This window comes from Kitasatospora papulosa (genome assembly GCF_000717245.1).
GTDB lineage: Bacteria > Actinomycetota > Actinomycetes > Streptomycetales > Streptomycetaceae > Streptomyces > Streptomyces papulosus.
Window position 1 is genome coordinate 1 of record NZ_JNYQ01000014.1, and the last position, 20,921, is coordinate 20,921.

At 71.3% G+C, this 20,921-nt stretch carries 14 protein-coding genes and 1 pseudogene; 7 read left to right on the forward strand and 8 right to left on the reverse strand.

Going from position 1 to position 20,921, the window contains the following annotated elements; translation table 11 throughout:
- The coding region (locus tag IA22_RS0127860) for a family 2 encapsulin nanocompartment cargo protein terpene cyclase (protein ID WP_030125187.1) at nt 1-1,020 on the forward strand (1,020 nt) is incomplete at its 5' end.
- Nucleotides 1,021-1,035: 15 nt separating this feature from the next.
- Entirely contained in the window at nt 1,036-1,929 is an 894-nt protein-coding gene (locus tag IA22_RS0127865; RefSeq protein WP_014157662.1) for a geranyl diphosphate 2-C-methyltransferase, read from the forward strand.
- Nucleotides 1,930-2,046: 117 nt separating this feature from the next.
- Here IA22_RS0127865 and IA22_RS0127870 read toward each other — a convergent pair whose 3' ends face one another.
- Nucleotides 2,047-4,008, reverse strand: coding sequence for an acyl-CoA dehydrogenase family protein (locus IA22_RS0127870; protein ID WP_030125188.1), 1,962 nt, complete (start codon nt 4,006-4,008; stop codon nt 2,047-2,049).
- 278 nt (nt 4,009-4,286) lie between these two features.
- Here IA22_RS0127870 and IA22_RS0127875 point away from each other — a divergent pair, with 278 nt between their 5' ends.
- On the forward strand, nt 4,287-5,495 hold the full coding sequence (locus tag IA22_RS0127875) for an oxygenase MpaB family protein (protein WP_030125189.1): 1,209 nt from the start codon (nt 4,287-4,289) through the stop codon (nt 5,493-5,495).
- A gap of 162 nt (nt 5,496-5,657) precedes the next feature.
- Here IA22_RS0127875 and IA22_RS0127880 read toward each other — a convergent pair whose 3' ends face one another.
- Complete coding sequence (locus IA22_RS0127880; RefSeq protein WP_014157659.1) at nt 5,658-6,821, reverse strand: TetR/AcrR family transcriptional regulator; 1,164 nt, start codon at nt 6,819-6,821, stop codon at nt 5,658-5,660.
- 204 nt (nt 6,822-7,025) lie between these two features.
- On the opposite strand from IA22_RS0127880, the gene IA22_RS0127885 reads away from it, so the two are divergent.
- Nucleotides 7,026-8,231: a PP2C family protein-serine/threonine phosphatase gene (locus IA22_RS0127885; protein ID WP_030125190.1), complete on the forward strand. Its 1,206-nt coding sequence runs from the start codon at nt 7,026-7,028 to the stop codon at nt 8,229-8,231.
- Between the two features lie 24 nt (nt 8,232-8,255).
- Here the strand turns inward: IA22_RS0127885 and IA22_RS0127890 are convergent, their stop codons facing one another.
- A complete protein-coding gene (locus IA22_RS0127890; RefSeq protein ID WP_030125191.1) occupies nt 8,256-10,508 on the reverse strand; it encodes a serine/threonine-protein kinase in 2,253 nt (750 codons plus the stop codon).
- A gap of 369 nt (nt 10,509-10,877) precedes the next feature.
- Here IA22_RS0127890 and IA22_RS0127895 point away from each other — a divergent pair, with 369 nt between their 5' ends.
- A complete protein-coding gene (locus IA22_RS0127895) occupies nt 10,878-11,471 on the forward strand; it encodes an LURP-one-related family protein (RefSeq protein WP_030125192.1) in 594 nt (197 codons plus the stop codon).
- Nucleotides 11,472-11,521: 50 nt separating this feature from the next.
- Here the strand turns inward: IA22_RS0127895 and IA22_RS0127900 are convergent, their stop codons facing one another.
- Together IA22_RS0127900 and IA22_RS0127905 are read right to left on the reverse strand one after the other, a co-directional pair.
- A complete protein-coding gene (locus IA22_RS0127900; RefSeq protein ID WP_030125193.1) occupies nt 11,522-13,090 on the reverse strand; it encodes a hypothetical protein in 1,569 nt (522 codons plus the stop codon).
- Between the two features lie 198 nt (nt 13,091-13,288).
- Nucleotides 13,289-13,894, reverse strand: a complete 606-nt coding sequence (locus tag IA22_RS0127905; protein WP_033249516.1) for a DUF6461 domain-containing protein — start codon at nt 13,892-13,894, stop codon at nt 13,289-13,291.
- A 150-nt stretch (nt 13,895-14,044) separates the two neighbouring features.
- Between IA22_RS0127905 and IA22_RS0127910 the strand changes: the two are divergent.
- Together IA22_RS0127910 and IA22_RS0127915 are read left to right on the forward strand one after the other, a co-directional pair.
- Nucleotides 14,045-15,559: pseudogene (locus tag IA22_RS0127910) on the forward strand (DUF4246 domain-containing protein); the annotation flags it as partial.
- A gap of 119 nt (nt 15,560-15,678) precedes the next feature.
- Complete coding sequence (locus tag IA22_RS0127915) at nt 15,679-16,104, forward strand: hypothetical protein (protein WP_014157652.1); 426 nt, start codon at nt 15,679-15,681, stop codon at nt 16,102-16,104.
- A gap of 93 nt (nt 16,105-16,197) precedes the next feature.
- On the opposite strand, the gene IA22_RS0127920 is transcribed toward IA22_RS0127915, so the two are convergent.
- The 3 genes from IA22_RS0127920 to IA22_RS0127930 all read right to left on the reverse strand — a co-directional run bounded on the left by IA22_RS0127920 (nt 16,198) and on the right by IA22_RS0127930 (nt 20,301).
- Entirely contained in the window at nt 16,198-16,638 is a 441-nt protein-coding gene (locus IA22_RS0127920; RefSeq protein ID WP_030125195.1) for an ATP-binding protein, read from the reverse strand.
- Nucleotides 16,639-16,771: 133 nt separating this feature from the next.
- On the reverse strand, nt 16,772-19,732 hold the full coding sequence (locus tag IA22_RS0127925; RefSeq protein WP_030125196.1) for a helix-turn-helix transcriptional regulator: 2,961 nt from the start codon (nt 19,730-19,732) through the stop codon (nt 16,772-16,774).
- Nucleotides 19,733-19,782: 50 nt separating this feature from the next.
- On the reverse strand, nt 19,783-20,301 hold the full coding sequence (locus IA22_RS0127930) for a hypothetical protein (RefSeq protein WP_030125197.1): 519 nt from the start codon (nt 20,299-20,301) through the stop codon (nt 19,783-19,785).
- Nucleotides 20,302-20,921 lie beyond the last annotated feature (620 nt).

Genomic DNA, 20,921 nt, shown 5'->3' on the forward strand with positions numbered 1-20,921 from the left:
GAGCCGCAGGCACCGCCGTCCCCGCCGGCGGCCGCAGCGGAGGGGAGACCGGTCCCGGGCCTCTACCACCACACGGTGCCCGAGCCCGACCCTGGCCTGGTCGAGGAGGTCAGCCGGAGGATCAAGGCCTGGGCACTGGACGAGGTCTCGCTGTATCCCGAGGACTGGGAGGAGCAGTTCGACGGCTTCTCCGTGGGCCGGTACATGGTCGGCTGCCATCCGGACGCGCCCACCGTCGACCATCTCATGCTCGCCACACGTCTGATGGTGGCGGAGAACGCGGTGGACGACTGCTACTGCGAGGACCACGGGGGGTCGCCGGTCGGCCTCGGCGAAAGGCTTCTGCTGGCGCACACGGCACTGGACCCCCTGTACACCACGGAGGAGTACCGGCCGCAGTGGGCGGAGTCGCTCCACGCGGACGCGCCCCGGCGCGCCTACCGCTCCGCCATGGAGTACTTCGTACGCGCGGCCAGCGCCTCCCAGGCGGACCGGTTCCGGCACGACATGGCCCGGCTGCACATGGGGTACCTCGCCGAAGCGGCCTGGGCCCAGCTGGATCACGTACCCGAGGTGTGGGAGTACCTGGCGATGCGCCAGTTCAACAACTTCCGCCCCTGTCCGACCATCACCGACACCGTCGGCGGCTACGAGCTGGCCGCGGACCTGCACGCCCAGGCCGGCATGCAGAAGGTCATCGCGCTCGCGGGAAACGCGACGACCATCGTGAACGACCTGTACTCCTACACCAAGGAACTCGACGCTCCCGGCCACCACCTGAATCTTCCGGTGGTGATCGCCGAACGGGAGGGCCTCTCCGAGCGGGACGCCTATCTGAAGTCGATCGAGGTCCACAACGACCTCATGCACGACTTCGAGCGCGAGGCCGCGGCCCTGGCCGAGGCCTGTCCGGCACCCGGCGTGCACCGCTTCCTGCGGGGCGTGGCCGCCTGGGTCGACGGCAACCACCACTGGCACCAGTCCAACACCTACCGCTACACCCTGCCCGATTTCTGGTAAAGAACGGACTCATCTGTGACCCACACCGAACTCGCCCCCGCCGCCACCGACGTCTCGGGCTCCGTGCGGATCCCCCGCCCGGCGTCCCCCTACCAGGGAGACATCGCCCGCTACTGGGACGGTGAGGCGCGGCCCGTGAACCTGCGCCTCGGCGACGTCGACGGGCTCTACCACCACCACTACGGCATCGGTGACGTCGACCACGCCGCTCTCGGGGACGCCGAGGACAGCGAGAGCGAGAAGAAGCTGATCGCCGAGCTGCACCGGCTGGAGTCGGCGCAGGCCGAGTACCTTCTGGGGCACCTCGGCGACATCGGAGGCGACGACACCCTGGTGGACGCCGGCTGCGGGCGCGGTGGCTCGATGGTGATGGCGCACCAGCGCTTCGGATGCAAGGTCGAAGGTGTCACGCTCTCGGCCAAGCAGGCCGACTTCGCCAACGGCCGTGCCCGCGAACTCGGTATCCAGGACCATGTCCGCGCCCGTGTCTGCAACATGCTCTCCACGCCCTTCGGAACGGGCTCGGCCGCGGCCTCGTGGAACAACGAGTCGAGCATGTACGTCGACCTGCACGACCTCTTCGCCGAGCACTCCCGCGTCCTGGAGGTCGGTGGACGGTACGTGACCATCACCGGCTGCTGGAACCCGCGCTACGGCCAGCCCTCGAAGTGGGTGTCGCAGATCAACGCGCACTTCGAGTGCAACATCCACTCGCGCCGGGAGTACCTGCGCGCCATGGCCGACAACCGTCTCGTGCCTCAGGCCGTCGTCGACCTCACGCCCGACACCCTCCCCTACTGGGAGCTGAGGGCCACGTCCTCGCTGGTCACGGGGATCGAGGACGCCTTCATCAACTCCTACAAGGACGGGTCCTTCCAGTACCTCCTGATCGCGGCGGACCGCGTCTGACCCCGGGATGACGGGGAGGGCCCGACCTGGCGGGGGCCCTCCCCGTCGACCGCGCACGGTACCGGCGCGGCCCGGCCTTCGCCGGGCGGCCCTGCCGCACGGCCGCCGCTGCCGGGATCAGCCCACGAGGTCCGGCGCGCGCAGCATCTCGGGCGGGATGCCCCAGGCGTCGACGAGGTCGACCGCGAGGGGCCGGACCTTGCGGCAGAGGTCGTTCACCTCACGGCTGATCGCCTTGGAGCGCTGGACCGTCAGTCGGCCGTGTTCCATGAACCAGGCCCGGTCCGCCTCGATCGTCGACAGGGCGAACAGGTCGCACAGCAGGCCGAGCGCGACCTTGTTGCCGCCCTCGGGCTGCGCACGGAGCTTGTCGACGAACGCCTCCAGCACCAGCCGCTCGACGTGCGCGTGGGCCACCGCGATGACGTGGTCCTGCACCTGCGAGAAGACGGCCCCCGGATCGCGCTTCTGGTCGATCCCGCGCTTGAGCCGCCGCGCGACACCGGCGAGCATGTGCTCCTCGCGGTAGCGGAGCATGGCCAGCTGGTACTCGGAGTCGCGCAGGCCGGCCTCCTGGTCCCACTCGTCGCCTCCGGGCAGCAGGTCACGTACCCGTTCGAGCAGCTTGTGCGCCGAGGTCTTCTCGATGACCGTCTCGACGGCGAGGCCGGTGACGTGGCGGACCATGCCGAGCTGGTCCAGGTCCTCGAACTCGCTCGCGTAGTGGGTGAGCAGGCCCTTGGCCACGAGCTGCAGCAGGACGTGGTTGTCACCCTCGAAGGTGGTGAAGATGTCGCTGTCGCTCTTGAGGGCGGCGAACCTGTTGACGGCGAGGTAGCCGGCGCCGCCGCACGCCTCGCGGCACTCCTGGACGACCCGGGTGGCGTGCCAGGTGCCGAGTGCCTTGGTGCCGGCGGCCCGTGACTCCAGCTGCCGGCGCTCGTACGCGTCGTCCTTGATGCCGGAGAAGACCTCGTGCAGGTGCGTGCGCACGACGTCCTGCGCGAAGTGCAGCGCGTAGGTCCGCGCGAGGAGCGGCAGCAGACGGCGCTGGTGCAGACCGTAGTCGAGGAGCAGCTGCTCCTCCGTGTCCGGGGCCGCGTCGAACTGCCGGCGCCGGACGGCGTACTTGGTGGCGATCGTCAGGGCGACCTTGGCCGCGTTGACCCCGGCGCCTCCGACGCTGACCCGGCCCTGTACCAGCGTGCCGAGCATGGTGAAGAAGCGCCGGTCGGGGTTCTCGATCGGACTCTCGTACACGCCGTCGGGAGTGACGTCGGCGAACCGGTTGAGCAAGGCCTCGCGTGGCACACGCACCCCGTCGAAACGGATGCGGCCGTTGTCGACGCCGTTGAGGCCCATCTTGCGGCCGTCGTCCTCGATACGTACGCCTGGCAGCACTTCTCCACCGGTCCGGACGGGGACCACGAACGCGTGCACGCCCTTGGACTCCCCGCCCACCTCGAGCTGGGCGAAGACGACCGCGAGCTCGGCGTGGCGGGCCGCGTTGCCGATGTAGTCCTTGCGCGCCTGGTCGCCGTCGGTGGTGATGACGAACTCCTGGGTGGCGGCGTCGTACGTCGCGAGGGTACCGAGCGCCTGCACGTTGGAGCCGTGCCCGGTCTCGGTCATCGCGAAGCAGCCCATCAGCTTCCCGGTGATCAGGTCCGGCAGGTAGGCGTCGTGGTGGCGGCCGGTGCCCAGATGCAGGATCGCACCGCCGAAGAGTCCGAACTGCACGCCGACCTTCACCAGGACCGACAGGTCACCGAAGGCCAGTGTCTCGAACGCGGCGATCGAGGCTCCGACGTCACCGCCGCCGCCGTACTTCGCCGGAAAGCCCATGCCGGTCTGACCGGTCGCGGCCATCTCGACCACGAGCTCACGCACCCGCTCCCGGTACGCGTCGACGCCGAGTTCGTCGGCCTCCTCGAGAACGGAGGCGTGCGTCACCAGGTTGGTCCGGACGAGGTCGCGGATGGCGGCGTACTCGCCGTCGAGCACCTCGGTCAGCGCCCGGACGTCGACCTCGGGCTGCACGTATCCGCTCGCAGCAGGGGATGTCTTGTCAGTGGCCATGTCCTTTCGCTACCCCGCGCGGGGACGATCAAGCGGTGCCCCTGGGCGGTCGGAGCCGTACGGAGGAGCGCGGCGCGGCCGGGTGACCAGGAACGGGACACGGCCGCGGGATCCGGTGCGGCAGCGCTCTGTCATGACCATTGCCGACAGCCACCCTCGTCGCTATGTTAATGAGGAATCACATCGGTCGGCATGATCCGACGTGCAGGACGAGGACAGCCAATCGTGGAACAAGGGCATATGGCTTGATCAGGTCGAGCATGGAAGCAGGTAAGTTAATGCGTAATCTCGACAGGCGAAAAGTCCTGTCCCTCGGTGTCGCACTCGGCCTCGTGGGCGCGGCGGATCCCGCCAAGGCGTGGGCATGGCCGTCGAAGGACTCGGTGGCAGGCAGCGGCACCGGTGCCGATCCGGAGTACGTCTGGGACGGCGCCACGGATCCCCTGATGGTCTCGCTGCTCCAGAACGGTCAGGTTCCCGCGGTCAACGCGGCGATGGCGGGCTGGGTGAACAACGGGGACGCGCTGCCCTCCGGGCTGCCGGCGGAGCTCGCCGCGCATCTGCGGACGGTCAACAAGCTGCCGCCCTGGGCTGACCCGGTCAAGCTCGCCCGCGCAGCCGACTTCAACAGGCGCAAGGACACCTATCTGTTCATGCTGTACGGCCTCGGCAGCGGCATCATGAGCACCGTGATCCCGCGCGAGGCCAGAAGCGTCTACTGGTCGGTGGGCGGCGCCGACATGAAGGACCGGGCCGCCAAGACGTTCACGTTCGGCTACGACCTGTCTCAGCTGGACGCCTTCAAGCCGACGGGGCAGTTCGTCGTCACCGCCAACAAGACCCGGCTGGTGCACGGCGCGGTGCGTCATCTGCTGCCGCAATCACCCCACTGGCGTGCGGTCACCGACCAGTCGGTCCCCATCAGCGCCGCGGACATCCTCGTCACCTTCCACAGTCTGGGAACCTTCGTACGCAGGAGGCTGCTCGACTGGAAGGTCCCGATGTCGGCCGCGGACCAGGAGGCCTTTCTGCACTCGTGGCAGGTCGCCCTCCACCTGCTCGGCGTGCCGGACGAGTACATCCCGAAGACCTGGGCGGCCGCGGAAGCCCAGTCGGCCCAGGTGCTCACCCCGATCCTCGCCCCGACACCGGAGGGTCTCGACCTGGCCGAGGTGCTGCTCGGGCTGACCGCCGAGATCGATCTCGGTGTGACGCGCGGATTCCTGAACGAGTTCGTGCGCTACGTCCTCAGCAACGAGGTCGGCGACTGGCTGAAACTTCCGCGCGACTACGCGGCGGCGGCCCTCGTCCGCACCGTGTGGCCGGCCTTCATCCTGTTCCGCGAGGGCCTGTCACCCGTCATGCCCGGCACCTTCTACATGTTCGACCAGTTCGTGCGGGGCCTGGCCATGCTGTTCCTCAACAAGGGCAGCTCCTCGACGACCACCCCGATCACGATCCCGACGGGGAACCGGCCGGCGCGCTGATCCGCGCCCCCGTGCGGCGGAAGTCCGGCCCTCGGCTGTCGCACCGGGGGCCCTGGGCCGGACATCCGGGCGCCTTCCCGACGTACGCGTCGGTCGCCTCACCGCACGCAGCCCCGCCGCGCGCCTGGACGGCTCTCCGCCCGAGGCACGGGACGTGCCGGTTCAGAAGCCGAGGGCCCCCATCACCAGCGCGGTCACGGCGTCCCGGTGGTCCGGGCCGTCCTGCCACCGCAGCCCTCGGCCGGCCTCGACCGCGACGCCGAACCCGGCGTGCACCAGTACCCGGGCCTGGCGCGGGTCCAGTTCGGGACGGGCCAGCCGCAACTGCTGCTCCCAGACGGCGATGTGTTCGCGCTGTGCGAGGACCAGAGGACGCCGCAGGTCGGCCGGCAGCCCGACGAGCTCGGCCTCGGCGACGCTGTTGAGCGCGGTGTACTCGAAGCTGTACGCCACGTAGGTCGCCGCCAGCGCGCCGATGGCGTCGTGCGGGCCGGACACCTCGTGGAGGCTCTGGTCCACCTCCCGGGCCAGGAGTCCCGCCGCCTGGAGACACGCCGCCGCCAGGATGTCGACCTTGCCGGAGTAGTGACGGTAGAGGGCCGACGGGGCCAGCCCCACCGCCTCCGCGATCTGCCCGTTCGTGACACTGGCGAACCCGTCCCGCGCGAACAGGGGGATGGCGGCCGCGAGGATCTCCGCGCGTCGCGTGCGTGGCACCGGGTGGGCGACCACCTCGACCGTGCGGGCACCGGGCCGGGGCGCCGCGGGATCGGCCGCGGCCACCCGCAGCGCCGACTCCACCAGCAGTTCCTCGGCCCGGCGCTGGGCGATCGACGTGTGGTGCATGGTGATCGATCCGATGGCGCCGAGGGCAGCCACGGCCCGCAGGCGCCCGTCGGGCAGGGGTCGCTCGCGCTGCACCGCCTCGTCCACCCGCCCGATGACGTGCCGGAACTTCGCCCTGAGCTGCCTGCGGTCCTCGTGGTTGAGGTAGCGGGCCTCCCATCGGTACACACCGCCCGATGCCCGATGGGCGACGGTGACCCGGGTCACCGCGGTGAGCACATCCGCCGACGGCGCCCCGGACGGCACCTCGTCGACGGCGGCGACGAGCCGGTCGGCCATGAGATCGGCACACTCGGCGAAGAGCGCGTACTTGTTCGGGAAGTGCCGGTAGAGGGCCGCCGCGGTGATACCCACGCCGGCGGCGATCTTCTCCATGGACGCCATGTGATAGCCGCGCTCGCTGAAGATCCGGCCGGCCGCCTCGACGATGAGCTGCTTGCGATTGCGGGGCCGGGTGGCCGCGGCCGGATCGGCGGTCACAGCCGAACGGGCGGTTGCGGAGACATGGCCATACGGATCAGTCAACCACACGGCGACGGAGGCCTTCGGGCCCCCTCGGCAGGCGGGTAACGCACGGCCTGCGGGAGCACGCCGGGCGGCGACGTCGCGTCCCCGCGCGACGGACGTGCAGGTGAGGTTCACGAAACCCGGGGCATACGTGGCGACAGACGAAGGGAGGTTGCCATGGATGGCAGAGATCTGGAACTCGGCGAGCTTCTGACCGCGGCGGAGTCCGCGCCGCCGGGGGAGTCCGTCGGCGTGCTCGCGCACGACCTGCGCAAGCGCTTCGGGGCCGACCGTGTGTCGTTCCTGTTCGTCGATCTCATGGAACAACGGCTGCTGCGCCTCACCGCGCCGGCCGACGGTGACGGCCCCGAGGCCGTCGAGGAACCGATCGATCTGCAGGGCACCGTCTACGACGCGGTGCTGCGCGAGCAGCGCCAGCACGTGGACGCGGACGGAGAGGGCGGACGGCGGGTGATCTCGCCGGTGAGCAATCGCGGGGACTGCATCGGGCTGCTGGAGGTGACGCTGCGGTCCGTCGACGACTCCGTGCTGGGGCAGATCAGCGACGCGGCCCACGCCCTGGCCTACATCATCGTCACGGACCGCCGGTTCACCGACCTCTATCACGCCGGCCGGCGGACCACCCGGACCAGCCTGGCCGCCGAGATCCAGCATCAGCTGCTCCCCTCGGCCTCCTGCTGCGAGGCTCCCCAGTTCACCCTCGCCGCAGGTCTCGTACCGGCCGACGACATCGGCGGCGACACCTACGACTACACCCTCGACCGGGACACGCTGTACCTGTCCATCACCGACGCCATGGGCCACGACACCGAATCCGCCCTGCTGGCGACGCTGGTCACGGGTGCGTTGCGCGGAGCCCGGCGCACGGGCTGCGACGCGCTCAGTCAGGCGAATCGCGCGCACGAGGCCCTGCTGGCCCACAGTCGGGGGCTGGCCACCGGACAGTTGCTGTGCATCCGTCTCGACACCGGTACGTGCGAACTGGTCAACGCCGGACATCCGTGGCCCCTGCGCCTGCGGAGCGGTGCCGGCGAGGCCGAGGAGGTCCCGCTCACGGTCAATCTGCCGTTCGGTGTCGCGGCCCCCTTCACCTACCAGCTCCAGGAACTGCAGTTGCACCCCGGAGACCGCCTGGTCCTGCTGACCGACGGCATGCAGGAACGCGGTGCCGCCGCCGTCGACCTGGCTTCCCTGGTGTACGAGACCCGTGACATGCATCCCAGGGAGGCCGTGCGCGTCCTGACCGCAGCGGTGCTGTCGGCCTGCCGAGGCAATCTGAACGACGACGCCACCGTGCTCATTCTCGACTGGCACGGCACCGGGACGTCCGGCTTCCGGCCGCTGAGCTCGACGGGTCGGTGAAGGGAAGGCCGGAGGCCGCCCCGGTCAGCCCGACTTCGGGGGCTTCTGCGTGTCGAAGGCGAAGAGGGTGTTCTCGGCTGCGGCGACGACCACCGCACGCCCCGCGACGGTCACGCGCGGGCTCGCGCCCTGCTCGCCCGTCAGGCCGTCGACCTGGGGGTTCGTCGTCCACAGGGACCTGCCGTCGTTCGGCGCCAGCGCGACGACCCGGCCGGTGGCAGAGCTGAAGTAGAGGGCGCCGGATCCCGCCACGGGCCCCGACGCGCCCTCCACCCCCGTCTGCCGCTTCCACTTCTCCCGGCCGGTGGTGGGATCGAGCGCGGTGACGAGACCGGCCTGACCGGCCACGTAGACGGTGCCGTCCGCCATGCCGGGCGTCCCCGCGTACGTCCGGGCCAGTCGGGAGTACGTGACCTTCCCGGAGGCCGGGTCGAACCGGGCCGTCCCGTCGTAGCCCGTCAGCGCGGCTCCTTCCCTGTGCTCCTGGAGGAGGACGAGGCCGCCGTCCCGGACCCCCATCGGCACGGCGGGCCCGTCGACCGCGACGGGGCTGCCCCACGTGCCCGAGGTGCGGTCGACCGTGTGGAGGGTGGGGTGGCGCACCTCGGAGGCGTCCAGCTCCGCGTCCGTCGCGCACATGGCGAGGAAGTGCTGACCCGCCGGGACGGGAGCGCACCGCGTGCCCTCGGGGAACGACGTCTTCCAGGCGACCTCGCCGCTGTGCGCGTCGCGGGCCTCGAAGCGGGAGTTGGAGGCGTCGACCGTCACCACGGCGGAGCCGACCACCACGGCGTCCCGGCTCCGGCCCGTGACGGCCGTCGACTGGGCGCCGGACGGCACGGACCACAGCTCACGGCCGTCGTCCGCGTCGAAGGCCACCACCTCGCCGGGAGGGTCCTGCGGGGCGTCCTCGGCGGCGAAGCGGTATCCGAGCACCGTGTCGTCGGTGGCACCGACCAGGTGCATGCCCTGGACGGGGACGCCCGGGCTCTTCGCCGTCCACACACGTGAGCCGTCCTCCACCTTGATGCGGGCCGCGACGACCCCACCGCCCCCGCAGAAGAGCGCGTCGCCGTGCGTCACGCACCGGAGTTCGTCGGGGATGTCCTCCCGGCCGCCCGGCACGGTCCCGCGCCACGGCTCGAAGCCGTCCGGGAGTGCGGCTCCCGACGCCGTGACACCGTCGCCCTTGTCGCCGCCGCCGCTGCCGCCTCCCGCGCTCTCCGCCTGCAGCGCGGCGACTCCCCCGCCGATCGCCGCCACCGCGACGGCGGCCGCGAGGACGGGCCGCCATCGGCTGCGCAGACGGCGGCCGGCGGGGATGCCGGCGCTCCCCGTACCGGGACCGGCCGGGGCGGTGGCCGGAGCAGCCGGCGGCGGTGTGTCCTGCGCCACATGGTGCTGGGTGACCATGTCGCGGGTGCGGCCGGCGCCGGCCTCTTTCACGCCGGTCCCGCGAGGCCCGCCGAGGTCGTCCGGAAGGTCCCTCAGCAGGACGAGGAGTTCGTCGGCCGAGGGGCGCCCGTCCGGCTCCTTGTCCAGGCACGGCTCGACGACCGCCCGCAGGGCCTCCGGCACGACACCCAGCGAGGGCTCCTCGTGCACCACCTGATACGCGGTCAGGTACGGGCTGTCCGCGTCGAAGGGCCCGTGGCCCGTCGCCGCGTAGACCAGCAGCGTCCCCAGGGAGAAGACGTCGGACCGCGGACCCACACCACGGGGCGTCTGCAGCTGCTCGGGCGACATGAAGGGCGGCGTACCGATGACCCGGCCGGTCATCGTCAGCGTCTGCTGGTCCGCGGCGCGTGAGATACCGAAGTCGATGACGCGGGGACCCTCGGGCGAGAGCACGACGTTCGAGGGCTTCAGGTCGCGGTGGACGACCCCCACCCGGTGGATGTCGCGCAGGGCCTCCGCCAGACCGATGGCGAGCCTCCGCAGCTCCGCCCCGTCCAACGGGCCCTCCGCGGCGATGCGCTGGGCGAGCGTCTGCCCCTCGATGTAGGTCGTCGCCATCCACGGCTGCTCGGCCTCGGGGGCGGCGTCGACGACGGCGGCGGTGAACGCGCCGCTCACCCTCCGGGCCGCCGCCACCTCCTGCCGGAAGCGGATGCGGAACTCGTCGTCCGCCGCGAACTGCTGATGGATCAGTTTGATCGCGACGGGCCGCCCCGAACTCGTACGGGCGAGAAAGACCGTGCCCATGCCACCCGAGCCGAGCCTCGCCTCCAGCGGATAGCCGCCGATCTCGGCCGGATCGCCCACACGAAGCGACACGCCTCCCCCACCTCCCGTCCTCCGTGCGCGTCTGCCGACACGGGCCCGCCTATCTGTCCTGCACACAAACTAACCGCAGGGCGGTACGGAGGAGCACAGCGGGGGACGGACAACGGGCCGGGGGCCGCTGCCGCGCGGCGACGGCCGCGTCGGCCTCCTGCGGGAGGGGCGGACGACGAAAGTGAACACGCGCGGGCGGGTTCGCGCCGGTGGGGATCCGCGCACCCTCACCTTTGGTCGCGGAGGTGCGCGACTTTCAGGGGCAGTTCTCGCCGGGCCTGTATCGCGACGATGGTCCTCCAGCCGAGAGACGGCCGCGAGCAGGTGCGGCCGTCCGGTGCACGAGACGCGACCAGAGGGAGACACCCCGTGGAGAGAACCACGTTGCAGGCGGCCGAGCGATTCGTCGTGAGCCGGAAGCCGGCGGTGATGACCGACCGGTACGTGGTGAACCGCGCTCTGCCCGACGGCTCGGCCGGTGAGGTCGTCGCGTTCGCCGAGCAGGCGCTGCTGTCGCCGAAGGATCAGGTGACCGTCTACACCGACGAGTCACAGGACCGCGTCCTGTGCACCTTCGAGGCCGACACGGTCCTGGACGTCGGCGCCGTGTACACGGTGCGGGACGAGGACGGGAGCCCCATCGGTTCGTTCCGCGAGAAGACCCTGACCTCGCTGCTGCGCTCGACCTGGGTCCTCGACCAGCCGGGGCTGGCCGAGCTCACCGGGCGCGAGCGCAACGCGGCGCTGGCGGTGCTGCGCCGCATCTGGGACTTCCTGCCGGGCACCGACTTCGTACCGTTCGCGTGGCGGCGTCACTTCGACTTCACCGAAGGCGGCAGGCACTGGATGGCGGTCGAGCGGAAGTTCGGGCTGCGCGACCGCTACCGGGTGCACATCGCGCGTCCGGACCTCGACCGCCGTCTCGCCATAGCGCAGGCCGTGGCTCTGGACGCCTTGGGGTGACGTCGGCGCGTCCGTGGCCGTCGCGGCGGACCGGGGCGTGGTGCTCCGAGTCACCCCGAGGCCAGCTGCTCCGCGATCTCCTTGATCCAACCGGCGCTCCTCGCCGGGTCGTTCAGGCTCTCCGCCCACGCTTCCGGCTCCAGCTTGTGCTGGGCGGGGCCGGACTTGAGGGCGATGAGCAGGGCCCGTGCGGACTCACGCATCTCGGCGGTCGTCCTCCCGGAGATCTCGGGACCCGCCGCCAGAGCGTAGATCTCGCGCGCCATGGCCTGGCGTTCGCCCTTGGACACCTTCTTCCAGAACTTCAGGGCATGCTTCAGCGATTCCCCGCGGGAGGCGGCCTCCTCGGGTGTCCCACCCTCCTGCGCCCAGCGTTCGGGGTGGTGGACCTCTTCGTAGCGCTTCGTCGCGGCGCGGAGTGCCTTGTACAGGGTGACGCCGAGGACGAGGCCGGCCCCGGCCCCGGCGAGGCCCCATCCGACCGGGTTGCTCGCCAGCCCGACCGTTCCGGCCGCGACCGCCGTCACGACGCCGGCCGCGGCCTTGGTCGACTCGCCGCCGCCCCCGACCGTCTCCTTACCGATCTTGGCGAGCTGCTTCTTCTTCGCGTACCCCTGCACGGTGCTCAGCCTCTCGATGTCCCTCTCGGCGCGGCGCAGGTGCTCGGCGGCGTCACGGGCTTCGCCCATCGCCTCCCAGGCGGCGTCGACGGCCTCGGAGACGAGCTCCAGACGCCCTTGGCCCTCATGGTTCCAGTAGGCGTCGAGCGCGACGTAGGCCTCGGCGGCGGCCCAGTTGGCGTGCTCCCGCGACTCGTTCAGGCGAGCCAGTGATCCCGCGTGCACGAGGTGGGGATCTCCCAGTTTCTTGACCTGCCGGTACTTGCGGGCCGCTCCCCCGACGCGGAACGCGGACCGCATGCCCTTGATCGCGCCGACGGAGGCGCTGGCGACACCGCTCGCTTCGGACGCCACCGCGGCGTCCGCCGCCTTCTGGATCTTGGTGACCTCCTTGGCCACGGCCGCGCTGTAGCTGCCCGAACCGGCGGCACCGACGACGGTGTCGGCCCCCTTGGTCCTGGCCTTCTTCCCGGCCGTGTGGTGGCCGGCCCCGGTCTCGTGCTTCCTGGCGTCCTTCATGTTCTTGTACGCGTCCATGCCGCTGACGACGGTGCCGACGGACTCCGTGAGGAGGTTCCCCGAGGCGGCGGAGGTCCCCGAGGCGGCCGCGGAGTGCTTGAGGCCCTCGTTGGCCGCGGTCGCGGCCTGCTGGGTGAATCCCGCGTTCGCAGGTGTCTGGAACCCCTTGACGAAGGTGTCGATGGGCTCGAGGTTCTTCTTGAATCTGTCGAGCAGTCCGGCGATCCGGTCGCGGTAGTTCTTCCTCGACGCGGCGGGCGTGCCGCCGGAGTCCCCCGCCTTCCCGCCGGAGGTGTCCCGCGCGCGCTGCACCGCCGCGGCCGCGGCACGGTTGCCGACGCGGGACTGCAGGTGGAAGAAGGCGCGCTCCGTCGAGCGTGCGGACGGGCCACCGGTCCGGCTCTCCTCCCGGCGCTGCCGGGCCGACGTCAGGACGGCCGCGGAGGGCCGCGCCGAGGTGCGACGGATCGGGGTGCTCATCGACGTACCTCTCCTGAACCGGACCGGGCGAGGCGAAGGTAGCCGTGCCCGGCCAACAGGAGGGGTGCCGCGGGGAAACTCCTCGCGGCACGCCGGGGGACGTGTGGTGCCGGGTGCCGTCGGACGCCGGAGCCCGGCGTGTGCACGGGGAGGAGGTGTTCCCACCCGGCCGCCCCGGACCGGCCCGCGGGCGGGCGGTCAGCGGATCCGTACGGTGAAGCAGCTGAACGTCGTGTCCTCGAGGAGCGCCGGAGTGACGGCGACACCTGTCACGTGCTCGGCCAGGGCGAACGCGGCGGGCGACGACAGGTCCGTTTCCGGCGCGTCCTCGCCGAAGTGGAATCCGATGTCCTGCATGACGTCGACGAGCTCGTCGGGCGCGCTGCCCCACCGGTCCTCCGGGAACATGGGGTCGAAGCACAGCCGCTGGACCCGGTCCTGCGCCCACAGGAACGTCCCGACGGCGTTGATGTTCACGAAGTGCGACACCCAGGTCGCTCCGGCCGAGGCCGGCAGGGCCCGCTCCTCGGTGACCCCGAGGTAGCCGTTGGCCTCGATCAGCAGCGTCCAGGCGCCGACGGTCGCCAGAGCGACCAGTTGGCGTTCGCCCTCCTCGAGGTCGTACCGGGCGAACGCCGCGTCGACGACAGCCGCGATCCCGTGCAGGGACCGCTCCTTGCGCCCGTCGAGCCGGGAGACCACGTCATCCGGTGCCGGACCTCGCACCAGCGTGAAGCAGTAGGCCTCGGCGAGGTCCGGGAAGTCGTTCTCGAACCACGCGTAATCGGCCCCGGTCTTCGTCATGCCGCCCATCATGGCTCCTCCCGCTGACAGCGGGAGGAGCAGGGGGCCGTCGCCGGAGCCCTGCCTCCGGGCCGGCGGTGACGGGGCCGCGGCCGCGGTGTCGGTCCGCCGACGTATCCTTCCCGCTCCGCACACCGACCCGGAGGACCGAGAGAATTGTCCGAGCTGCCTGCTTTCCCGCTGCCTTTTCACGCTTCCCGCTCCATAGCGTTCGCGACGCCCCGGACGCTGCGGGAACTCCAGATGATGCGGTGCAGCTCGCACATCCGGGCGAAGCCCGAGTGGTTCGACAAGATGCACGATGCCGACGTCGTCGCCCGGTGGACGCGAGAAGCGGCCGAGCAAGGGCTCACCGAGGCACAGGTCCAGTACGTACTCGCCGAACTCGCGCACTACGCCGCGCTGCGGGACGGACGGACCGGCATCGAGGTGTCCGCCGTCGACGGGGTGTGGCATTCGGACACCCTGGTCGACGAAGAGCTCAGATCCCGGCTGCGCGACGCGGTCCAGGTCCTGGAACAGGTCCCCGAAGCGGATCAGGACTGGCATCCGGGATCCGGCGGCCAGGTACTGGATCTGGTGCACCCCTCACTGTTCTGCCTGGTGAGAGAGGCGGGCAACGCACCCGAGGAGGCTTGGCGGAATCCTACGGACCGCTTTTCGGCATACGAGTTCTCGGAGAGGTTCCAGTGGCTTCCCACGGACGTCGAGGTCAGCGCCGACGGCGCCGTCGACTTCCGTTCGTACGTCAACAACGTCCGCCCCGGAGTTCATGACGAGCTGGCGGCCGTGCTGCCGGACGTGTTCGCCCGCATGCGTCCCCTGCTGGAGAACGTGCTCACCGATCTGCGCCATCCGCGGCCCCCGCGGATCCAGGCCGATCCCTACGGGTGGTACGACTCGGAGCCGGAGTATCCGCACAAGTCCTCCTACAGCGACGACGGGGCCTACGCCGAAGCCATGAGCGCCTGGGAGGAGGCACAGGAACAGTGGTGGCGAACCCGTCGCCCGGTCGTCCCGGACGCCCCGGTCTTCACTCCTCCGAAGGTGCCCGGCGACTCCGACCGGGTCGATCTGCGCGGACGCGGCCTCCAGGTCATCGTCAAGCTCGCCACGATCCACCTCACCCCGGACAAGCCCGAGTACTCCGGTGGTTCCTGGCATGTCGAGGGAATGGTGAACGAGCGGATCGTCTCGACCGGCATCTACTACTGGGACAGCGAGAACATCACCGAGAGCGGTCTGAGCTTCCGCGCGGCGCTCGACGACCCGGACTACGAACAGAACGACGACGCAGGGATGCGTGAGGTCTACGGGCTGGAGAACGAGGACGCGCTGAACCAGGTGCTGGGATCGGCGCCGACGCCGGCCGGACGCTGCCTGGCCTTCCCGAACGTCCTGCAGCACCGCGTCGGCTCCTTCCGTCTCACGGACCCCACCCGCCCGGGTTGCCGCAAGATCCTCGCATTCTTCCTCGTCGACCCGTCGGAGAGGATCGTCTCGACGTCCGACGTGCCACCGCAACAGCCCTGGTCCGACACCTCGACCATGACGCTCGAACAGGCCAAGGACTATCGCGAACAGCTCATGCGGGAACGCAAGTTCTTCGTCGACGAACACAACGAGCAGCTGTACGAGCGCGAGTTCTCCCTCTGCGAGCACTGAACTCCGTTGACCCACGGCCGGGTTGAGCCTCCCGGGCATATTGACGCGGGCACGCCCCGATGCTCTGATGATCTTGATAATGGTCCACGGCCCTCGCGGTCGTCCCTGAAGGAGCAAGCATGCGTCCCTCCCTGCGGCGTACGGTCACCGGTGGCGCCCTCTCGATGACATTCCTGGGCGCCGGCCTCGTCGCCGCACCCTCGGCCTCCGCCGCGGCGGCGTACAACGGCGCCTGCGGAACCGGGTACTCCGTCGTCAACTCGGCCGCGGTCGGGACCAGGGGGATGACGTACCTGACGTACAGCTCGGCCACCGGGAAGAACTGCATCGTCACCATTCGCAACACGGCGGGCACGGGCGTCTACATCTACGCCGGATTCCAGCTCGCCGGCCAGGGGGACACCGCGGTGGACGACCACGGCACGTACACCAGCTACGCGGGCCCCGTGTACATCAGCGGCAAGGGCGCCTGCATCGACTGGTCCGGCGCGATCGGCCCCGCCCCCGAGCAGTACGTCATCCGGTACGCGACGAACTGCGGCTGATCCACGGGGCGAGGCCGGTGCGGGTCTGTCCTCCGTCGCGCCGGCCGGGCCGCGTTCCTCGCCGCCCGGCCGGGCACTTTCCTCCCGGCGCGCTCAGCTGACGTCCCCGCCGTGCCGGGGCTTGGGGGCCCCCGGTGGTACGAAGCAGGCGGTGACCGTCTTGCCCGATGCCTGCGGATGCGTGGTCCAGGCGTCGGCGAGCGCGTCGACGATCGCCAGTCCGCGCCCTCCGGTCGTCGTGACGTCCTCGGCCTGCTTGGCGGGGGGCGCGGGGTCGGAGTCGTGGACACTGACGTGCAGGCAGTGACTGTCCCAGGTGAGGACCAGCTGGGCGTCGCTGTGCGCGTGCACGTGCGCGTTGGTGATCAGTTCGGAGACACTCAGCAGGATCCCGTCCACCACCTCGGGGGCGTCCGCGGTCCACGCCAAGGACGCCAGGTGCTCCCGCGTCCACCGGCGGCCTGCCCGCACTCCTTGCGACACCGGAAACGACTGCGCCCATCCCACCGCACGCAGCGACGTGTCCCTAGCCATCGGCCCTCCCTCGTTTCATCCGGTGCCCACTCTTCTACCCCCGGCTCCGAGGCACACCGCGTCGGAGCCGACGTCCCGCCGCCGAATCGGGGAGTGGGCGAGGCATGTGCGGCCGCGGGGCGTGCTCCTCATGTCAGGAACGGGCCATGAGGGCCGCGAGACCGGCCCGGGTGGCGACACCCGTCTTGCGGAAGACCCGCGACACATGGGTCTCGACCGTACGCGGGCTGAGGAAGAGCCTGGTGGCGATCGCCTGGTTGGTGAGACCCTCGGCCACCATGCCGGCGACCTCCCGTTCGCGCGCCGTCAGCGAGGCCAGCCACGTCGGGACGGCTGACGACGCGGACGGCGCGGGAGGCCGCGTCAGCTCCGACAGGCCGATCAGCAGGCCCGCGCCTCCGCCGGTGGCCAGCCGTCGGCCCTGCTCCCACATGGCCGCACCACGCGCGCCGAACCCGGCGGCCGTCATCACCGGGGCCGCGAGCAGCAGTGACCGCGCCTCCCAGAACACCGCACCGGACCGCGCGCAGACCTCCACCGCCTCGGAGAGCAGGGTCGCGGCCTCGGCGGTGGCACCGTGGTGCGAGGCGAGCTGCGCCGCGCTCCGCATCGCGGAGGCGCGCTGCACGGGCAGACCGAGCCGCTCCGCCTCCTCGCGCGCACGCTCGGACCACGCGGACGCGGAGTCGACATCCCCGGTGGACAGGGCCGCCGTGACCAGGAGTTCCGAGAAGAGAGGGCGCATCGAGGGTTGCAGTCCGCCCAGGTCGTGGCCCCCGGCCCGCAGGATGGCGTGTCGGGCGCGATGCGGATCGCCGCCGGTCATCGCGGCGTAGCCGAGCATGCACCACGCCATCGAGGCGCGCCAGTTGTCACTCGGGCCCATGGTCGCGACCGCCTCCTCGGCGGCCGCCATGGCCTCCGGGTCGCCGGGGGCGGAGGCCGCGATACACACCTGGGCCTTGTTGGCCATGACGAAGGCGAGCAGTTCGCTGCTGCCGATTCCGCGGGCGATGTCCTCGGCCTCGTCCGCGAGTTCCCGGGCCGACGGCAGCCGGCAGGTCTGGATCCGCACATGCGCCTTGCACAGCAGCAGGAGCGGCAGGAGATAGATCTGCCCGCCGCGGCGGGCGATCCCGAGGCCTCGGTCGGCGTGGCGCTCGGCGTCGGTGAAGCGGCCGAGGAACGCCTCCGCCCAGCCCAGCCTGCCCAGCGGTTCGCACAGTGCCGTGAGGTCGTCGTCGGGCAGTCCGTCGAGTAACCCGGCCGCCTGCGCGGCGTAGGCGGCCGCCGCGGCCACGTTGCCCTCGTAGGCCTCGCCGAAGGCCGCGACCGCCAAGGCTCCCGCCTCCCAGGGTTCGTCACCGAGAGCGCGGGCCTCCGCGAGGGTGCGTGCCACTTCGTCCCGCATCTGCGGATAGGAGGCGTTGTGCGGTGCGGAGGAGCTCAGTTCGAGCCCGATCGACACCCTGTCCGACGGCGAGGGCTCCGGCTTCCTGCTCAGTTCACGGCGCAGCAGTGCGATCGCCTCGGGGTATCTGCCGAGGTGCCGCTCGGTCGAGGCGCACAGGACGACCGCCGACGTCCTGACCCCGGTCTCGTCGGGGCCGGCCGTGCTGATGACCTCGTGCAGCAGGTCGCGGCTCTCCAGCAGTCCACCGGCGACACCGAGCGCCCGGGCCCGGCGCAGCATCAGATCACGTCGCTCGGGGCCGTGCTCGACCGTGTCGGGCAGCAGCCGGAGGGCCGCCTGGAGCCAGTGTGCGCAGCTGGTCGGGGCCGTCGCCGCGGTCTGCTCCGCTGCCTGCCTGAGCACGGAGTACGCCTGGGGGTCCCACGTGGTCACCGACTGTTCGATGTGCCGTGCCTGCTCGACGGCCGGTGCGCCGGTTGCGGCCAGCTCGGCTGCGGCGGCGTGATGGATCTCGACGCGACGCCGGGCGGGGGTGGAATCGTGGACCAGCGCCCGGATCACCGGGTGGCGCAGCACCGGTCGGCCCGCCGGACCCGAGCGCACCAGGTCACGCCGCGCCAGGGCGTCCAGATCGTCGTCGAGCTCGGCGTCGGTCCGTCCGGTCGCTCCGCGGATCACCGGAGGCACGGCATGGTCGCCGAGCACGGCGATCGCTTCCAGGGTCCGGCGCTGCGCCGGGGTCAGTGGGGCCAGTTCGTTCAGCAGCAGCGCGCCGAGTCCGGTGGGCAGTCCGCCGGGGCCGATCCCGGCGGCGGCCGGCGACGTACCGTGCGCCGCCGCGTTCTCGCGGTGCGCCTGGAGGAGGGAGAGGAAGTAGAGCGGGTTGCCCTCTCCCGCGGCGTACAGGTGCGCGGCCCGGTCGCGCGGCAGATCGGGGGCGAACCCCTCGACGCATTCCTGTTCCGCGAGCGGCGCCAGGGCGATCCGGAGCACCGCCTCGGTGTCGGCTTCGCGCGTGAGCGTCCCGGTGAGCGCGGTCGGAGTCTGCCGGTCCCGGCGGGCGACGACGAGGACGACCGGGCCGGGCACAGGGTGCCGGACGAGGTGGTCCAGGAGCTCCAGGGACGCCGGGTCCGCCCAGTGCACGTCGTCCAGCGCCACCACCAGGCCACCGGACCGGCCCAGTCGGGCCAACAGCCCCGCGACGGACCGGTGGAGACCGAAACGGTCGGCGGTCGCCGGCGCCGCTCCGGCTCCACCGCCGCCGAGGATCCGGGAGACCGCGTCAGGCAGGCCGGGCGCGTGCGGCGGGCGGTCCTCCAGATCGGCGAACGCGTCGGCGAACGGATGGAACGGGAGGTGCCGCTCGTACTCCGCCGCCCGGCCGCGCAGCACCGTCACCCCACGCCGCCGTGCACGCAGGCACAACTCCGTCATCAGCCGGCTCTTGCCGATCCCCGCTTCGCCGGTGATGTCGACGAAGGACGGGGCCCCCTGCCCCAGCCGGTCGATCACCGTGTCGAGCAGCCCCAGTTCGACCGAACGGCCGACAAGTGGGCTTCCGCTGTCGTGATGGGGGGCAGCGCCTACCGGTGCTCCCTCGTATGTGATCTCTCCACCGAACTCCACGGCATTGTCTACCACGCCGGACGGACAGCTGTTCGGGAGTCGTAGGAACACCGCACCCGGCCCTTCGCCGAGAAGGCAGCGTCGTACGGCGCCCTTCCCTCTCAGGCGAACAGGGCCATGGCGATCGAGACGGGAAAATCCACCAGGAATCCGAGGACGAGGGCCGCGATCTCGGCGGCGATCAACACCGCGACGTAGTCGGCGTTGTGGCTCCAGGTGTTGTCCCGCGCGCAGGCACGGAACGACAACGCCAGTGCGAGGAACGGCCCGAGGATGAGCACGGTGACGGTGACCCACGTCCCGAGCGCGTCGCCCGACAGCTCGTGGGCTCTGCCTCTCACCGTCCGCACCTCCAGGACGCTGCCCGGATCGTGCGATTCCGCGGCCTTGTCCAGCGTGATCCGGCGTGGGTACCCGCCCGCCGCCCTCGGCGTGTACGTGCCACTGCAATCGGTGCCGTCCGGATAGCCCTCCACGTCGGTGGCCCCGTAGCACGAGGTGATCGTCATGACGCCGTCCACGGGGCCGACGCCCAGGACAGCCGCCAGATGGGGTGCGGGAAACAGCCAGATCAGCCAGGCGGCGACCGCGAGGGAGACCACCGCACCCGTCAGGTTCACCCTCCGTCTCCACGCCCCGGCCTTCCGAGCCTTCCGTGTCACACCGCCCGCCCTTCGTGAAGGCGGACGTCACGCGGACCGCCTGTGCTGTCCACGGCTCTCCGGGCCGGCCACGAATCTCCCACCCACCCACGGCGTCACGCATCCGTGGTTTCCCTGACGCGCCCTACGCGGTTCGGGTGCGCGCGGCCGGCCGCCCAGCCGTTACGTGGCCACGTACGTGGTTCCACCGATGCCCCGGGCAGCGGATCCTGCGAGCATCGGTCTCCCGCCGCAGCACGGCCACGCGCCCCCGACTGCGGGCCCTGGATCATTCGCCCGCCGGACAAGAGGGGCCTCCGTGTCACACCGCGTCCTCGTCCTCCCCGTCCTCGGACTGCTCCTGACCCTGGCCCTCGCCGCATGCGGATCCACGGCGCACCAGGACTCGGACGACCGGGGCTCCGGGGCTGCGGGCGGTGCGGCCGACGGCGGTACGTCAGGGGACTGCCCCGACAAGCACGCGGTGACCGTGCGGGACGACGAGTTCGGGGGAACTGCCCGCCTGCGACGGCACTCTGCTCCACGGTTCGGGAGCCCGCACCCTCGCGGTGGTCGAGGGCGGCCTGCCCCTCGGCTGA

What these genes read in the sequence shown, in the direction of transcription:
- IA22_RS0127920 (WP_030125195.1), bottom strand. Translation starts at nt 16,638, where the DNA reads ATGGCTAGGGACACGTCGCTGCGTGCGGTGGGATGGGCGCAGTCGTTT.
- IA22_RS0127885 (WP_030125190.1), top strand. Translation starts at nt 7,026, where the DNA reads ATGGATGGCAGAGATCTGGAACTCGGCGAGCTTCTGACCGCGGCGGAG.
- IA22_RS0127905 (WP_033249516.1), bottom strand. Translation starts at nt 13,894, where the DNA reads ATGACGAAGACCGGGGCCGATTACGCGTGGTTCGAGAACGACTTCCCG.
- IA22_RS0127915 (WP_014157652.1), top strand. Translation starts at nt 15,679, where the DNA reads ATGCGTCCCTCCCTGCGGCGTACGGTCACCGGTGGCGCCCTCTCGATG.
- IA22_RS0127900 (WP_030125193.1), bottom strand. Translation starts at nt 13,090, where the DNA reads ATGAGCACCCCGATCCGTCGCACCTCGGCGCGGCCCTCCGCGGCCGTC.
- IA22_RS0127875 (WP_030125189.1), top strand. Translation starts at nt 4,287, where the DNA reads ATGCGTAATCTCGACAGGCGAAAAGTCCTGTCCCTCGGTGTCGCACTC.
- IA22_RS0127870 (WP_030125188.1), bottom strand. Translation starts at nt 4,008, where the DNA reads ATGGCCACTGACAAGACATCCCCTGCTGCGAGCGGATACGTGCAGCCC.